Below are 5318 nucleotides of genomic sequence, written 5' to 3' on the forward strand. Positions count from 1 at the left end.
ACGAAGTAGAACTGCTCGCGGCCGAGCCCGCCCGCCAGGACCTCACCCGCGAGCAGTTCTACTTCGTCCTGCCCGACCGGTTCGCCAACGGCGACACCTCCAACGACCGGGGCGGCCTCACCGGCAGCCGGACACAGACCGGCTTCGACCCCACCGACAAGGGCTTCTACCAGGGCGGCGACCTCAAGGGGCTCACGGAGCGGCTCGACTACATCAAGGGGCTCGGCACCACCGCCATCTGGATGGCGCCGATCTTCAAGAACCGGCCCGTGCAGGGGGAGGGCAAGGACGCCTCCGCCGGCTACCACGGCTACTGGATCACCGACTTCACCCAGGTCGACCCGCACTTCGGGACGAACGAGGACCTGGAGAAGCTGATCGCGGCCGCCCACCGCAAGGGCATGAAGGTCTTCTTCGACGTCATCACCAACCACACCGCCGACACCGTCGACTACGCCGAGCAGAAGTACGGCTACCGCCCCAAGGGCGCCTACCCGTACCTCGACAAGGACGGCCGCCCCTTCGACGACCGGGACGCCATCGGCAAGGTCGACGCGGGCTCCTTCCCGTACACCCCGGTCGGCTCCACCGAGAAGGCCGACACCAAGGTCCCGGCCTGGCTCAACGACCCCACGATGTACCACAACCGGGGCGACTCCACCTGGGTCGGCGAGTCCGCCGAGTACGGCGACTTCGTCGGCCTCGACGACCTGTGGACCGAACGCCCCGAGGTCGTCGACGGCATGCGGAAGATCTACGAGAAGTGGGTCCGCGACTTCAAGATCGACGGCTTCCGCATCGACACCGTCAAGCACGTCGACCTCGACTTCTGGACCCAGTGGGCCACCGCCCTCGACGCCTACGCCAGGAAGCAGGGCCGCGAGGACTTCTTCATGTTCGGCGAGGTCTACTCAGCCGACACCGCCGTCACCTCCCCGTACGTCACCCGGGGCCGGCTCGACGCCACCCTCGACTTCCCCTTCCAGGACGCCGCCCGCGCCTTCGCCTCCCAGGGCGCCGGAGCCGACCGGCTCGCCAAGGTCTTCGCCGAGGACTACCGGTACACCACCGACAAGGCCAACGCCTACGAGCAGGTGACCTTCCTCGGCAACCACGACATGGGCCGCATCGGCACCTTCCTCAAGCAGGACAACCCGAACGCCTCCGACACCGAACTCGTCCGCCGGGCCACCCTCGCCAACGAGCTGATGTTCCTGTCCCGGGGCAACCCGGTGATCTACTACGGCGACGAGCAGGGCTTCACCGGCCCCGGCGGCGACAAGGACGCCCGCCAGACCCTCTTCGCCTCGAAGACCGCCGACTACCTCGACGACGACCAGCTCGGCACCGACCGCACCCACGCCACCGACGCGTACGACCCCACGCACCCGGTGTACACGTCCGTCGCCGCCCTGTCGAAGCTGACCCGCGACAACCCGGCCCTCCGCGACGGAGTGCAGCAGGAACGGTACGCCGAGGGCTCCGTCTACGCCTTCTCCCGTACGGACACGAAGACGCGGACCGAGTACCTCGTCGCCACCAACAGCGCCACCACCGACAGGACGGTCACCGTTCCCGTCGACTCGGCCGCCTTCCGCGCCCTGTACGGAGGCAAGGGCGCCGTCACCGCGAACGACGGCAAGGTCACCGTCACCGTCCCCGCCCTCTCCTCCCTCGTCCTCAAGGCCGACAAGCCCCTCCCGGCCCCCGCCGCGAAGCCCTCCGTCAGCCTCAAGGCCCCCGCCGCCGGAGCCACCGGCACCGTCGAGCTCACCGCCGACGTCAGAGGCGGCGGCCTCAACCGCGTCGTCTTCGCCGCCCAGACCGGCAACGGCCGCTGGCAGACCCTCGGCACCGCCGACCACGCCCCCTACAAGGTCACCCAGCACGTCACCGCCCCCGCCGGCACCGCCCTGCGCTACAAGGCCGTCGTCGTCGACAGCGCGGGCCGCACCGCGAGCGCCACCGCCGCGACCACCGCCGGACAGGCCCCCGCGCCCGAGAAGCCGGTCGCCGTCGAGCGCACCCACGCCGTCGTCCACTACAAGCGCGAGGACGGGAACTACGACGGCTGGACCCTGAAGGCCGCCGGCCAGGAGGCCGCGTTCACCGGCCGCGACGCCCACGGCGCCTTCGCCTGGGTCAAGGTCCCCGAAGGCGCCTCCACCGTCACGTACACCGTCGAGAGGGACGGCACCGCCGACGGCCCGCAGCGGAGCATCACCCTCGGCCGCACCGGCGAGGTCTGGATCACGCAGGGCCAGGACGGCCAGTCCGACACGAACCCGGCCCCCGCCCCGCAGGACAAGACCAAGGCCGTCATCCACTACCAGCGGCCCGACGGCGCCTACGACGGCTGGGGCCTCCACACCTGGACCGGCGCAGCCCAGCCCACCGACTGGTCCAAGCCCCTCATGCCGACCCGGATCGACGCCTACGGCGCCGTCTACGAGGTCCCGCTCACCGAGGGCGCGGGTTCCCTCTCGTACATCCTCCACAAGGGCGACGAGAAGGACCTGCCCACCGACCAGTCCCTCGACCTCGCGAGCCTCGGCCACGAGGTGTGGCTGCTCGCGGGACAGCCCAAGTACCTGCTCCCGACCGTCGGCGGCGCCCCGAACCTCGACCTCGGAAAGTCCGAGGCCCAGTGGATCGACCGGAACACCGTCGTCTGGAAGGTCAAGGCCACCGAGGCCACCAGCCAGCAGCTCGTGTACGCGAAGGACGGCGGGATCACCGTCACCGACGGCGCCCTGAACACCGAGGGCCAGTGGCTCCGGCTCAACCAGACCGCCCTCACCGACGCGCAGAAGGCGAAGTACCCGCACCTCAAGGAGTACCCGGCCTTCACCGTCGACCCGCGCGACACCGAGCGCGTCCGCGACTCCCTGCGCGGCCAGCTCATCGCCACCCAGCGCGCCGCCAACGGCGCCCTGCTCGCCGCCACCGGCGTCCAGACCGCCGGAGTCCTCGACGACCTGTACGCGAAGAAGGCCACCGGCGCCGCCCTCGGCCCCGTCTTCCGCGGCGGCAAGGTCGGCCTCTCCGTCTGGGCCCCCACCGCGCAGTCCGTCGCCCTCGAACTCGACGGCCGGACCGTGCCCATGCGGCGCGACGACACCTCCGGCGTCTGGTCCGTCACCGGCCCCAAGTCCTGGACGGGCAAGCCGTACCGCTACGTCGTGAGGGTCTGGGCCCCCACCGTCCAGAAGATCGTGGAGAACAAGGTCACCGACCCCTACTCCACCGCCCTCACCACCGACTCCGCCCGCAGCCTCGCCGTCGACCTCACCGACCCCCGGCTCGCACCCCAGGGCTGGAAGGCACTGAAGAAGCCGGCCGCCGTGCCCCTGCGCGACGCCCAGATCCAGGAACTCCACATCCGCGACTTCTCCGTCGCCGACCCGACGGCGAAGGCCGACCACCGGGGCACCTACCTGGCCTTCACCGACAAGGGAAGCAAGGGCTCGAAGCACCTGCGTGACCTCGCCGCCTCCGGCACCTCCTACGTCCACCTCCTCCCGGCCTTCGACATCGGCACCATCCCCGAGAAGAAGTCCGACCAGACCGCCCCCGCCTGCGACCTGAAGGTCTACGCCCCCGACTCCGAGGAGCAGCAGGCCTGCGTGGCCGCCGCCGCGGCCAAGGACGCCTACAACTGGGGCTACGACCCGCTCCACTACACCGTCCCCGAGGGCTCCTACAGCACCGACCCCGAAGGCACCCGCCGCACGGTCGAGTTCCGGCAGATGGTCCAGGCCCTCAACGGCAACGGCCTGCGCACCGTCATGGACGTCGTCTACAACCACACCGTCGCCGCCGGACAGTCCGACAAGTCCGTCCTCGACCGGATCGTCCCCGGCTACTACCAGCGCCTCCAGGCCGACGGCACCGTCGCCACCTCGACCTGCTGCGCCAACACCGCGCCCGAGAACGCGATGATGGGCAAGCTCGTCGTCGACTCCCTCGTCACCTGGGCCAAGGACTACAAGGTCGACGGTTTCCGCTTCGACCTCATGGGCCACCACCCCAAGGCCAACATCCTCGCCGTCCGCAAGGCCCTCGACGAGCTGACCCTCGCCAAGGACGGCGTCGACGGCAAGGCGATCATCCTCTACGGCGAGGGCTGGAACTTCGGCGAGATCGCCGACGACGCCCGCTTCGTCCAGGCCACCCAGAAGAACATGGCCGGCACCGGCATCGCGACCTTCTCCGACCGGGCCCGCGACGCCGTCCGCGGCGGCGGCCCCTTCGACGAGGACCCCGGCGTCCAGGGCTTCGCCTCCGGCCTCTTCACCGACCCCAACACGTCCACCGCCAACGGCACCCCGGAGCAGCAGAAGGCCCGGCTCCTCCACTACCAGGACCTCATCAAGGTCGGCCTGACCGGCAACCTCGCCGACTACTCCTTCACCGACACCTCCGGCCGTACGGTCAAGGGCAGCCAGGTCGACTACAACGGCGCCCCCGCCGGATACGCCGCCGCCCCCGGCGAGGCCCTCGCCTACGCCGACGCCCACGACAACGAGACCCTGTACGACGCGCTCGCCTTCAAGCTCCCGGCGGGCACGCCGGCCGCCGACCGGGCACGTATGCAGGTCCTCGCCATGGCCACCGCGACCCTCTCGCAGGGCCCGGCGCTCTCCCAGGCGGGCTCGGACCTGCTGCGCTCCAAGTCGCTCGACCGCAACTCGTACGACAGCGGCGACTGGTTCAACGCGATCCACTGGGACTGCGGCGACGGCAACGGCTTCGGCCGCGGCCTCCCGCCGGCCCCCGACAACAAGGCCAAGTGGGGCTACGGAAAGCCGCTGCTCGTGAACCCGAGCCTGACGGTCGGCTGCGAGCAGATCGACGGCGCCTCCGCCGCGTACCGCGACCTCCAGAAGATCCGTACCACCGAGCCGGCCTTCTCCCTCGCGACCGCGGGCCAGGTGCAGGACGCCCTGTCCTTCCCGCTCTCGGGCCTGGAGGAGACCCCGGGCGTGATCACGATGCGCCTGGGCGACCTGGTGGTGGTCTTCAACGCCAGCACGCGGCAGCAGACGCAGCGGGTCTCCGGCCTGGCCGGGACGTCGTACGCCCTGCACCCGGTGCAGGCGAACGGTTCCGACACGGTCGTGAAGGGTTCTTCCTACGAGCCGGGTTCGGGCACCTTCACGGTCCCGGCGCGGACCGTGGCGGTCTTCACGGCGCGGTGATCACCCGCTCCATCGGCGTCACCCCGTAGCGCGTGCCGTCGGCGGCGAGCCTTCCCGGCTCGTCGCCGACCGGCAACCCGCTGCCTCTGCCCCCGTGGGGCAGAGGCAGCGGGTTGC

Annotated in this window: 1 protein-coding gene; it reads left to right on the top strand. The window is 70.7% G+C overall.

Features of this window, described 5'->3' with window-relative positions; all coding sequences use genetic code 11:
• Positions 1 to 5201: pullulanase-type alpha-1,6-glucosidase (gene pulA / locus AOK00_RS35985; RefSeq protein WP_055604298.1), on the top strand; the 5201-nt coding region annotated here is incomplete at its 5' end.
• Between the last annotated feature and the right edge of the window lie 117 nt (positions 5202 to 5318).

It is taken from the genome of Streptomyces aureus (assembly GCF_001418135.1).
Taxonomy (GTDB): Bacteria; Actinomycetota; Actinomycetes; order Streptomycetales; family Streptomycetaceae; genus Streptomyces; species Streptomyces aureus_A.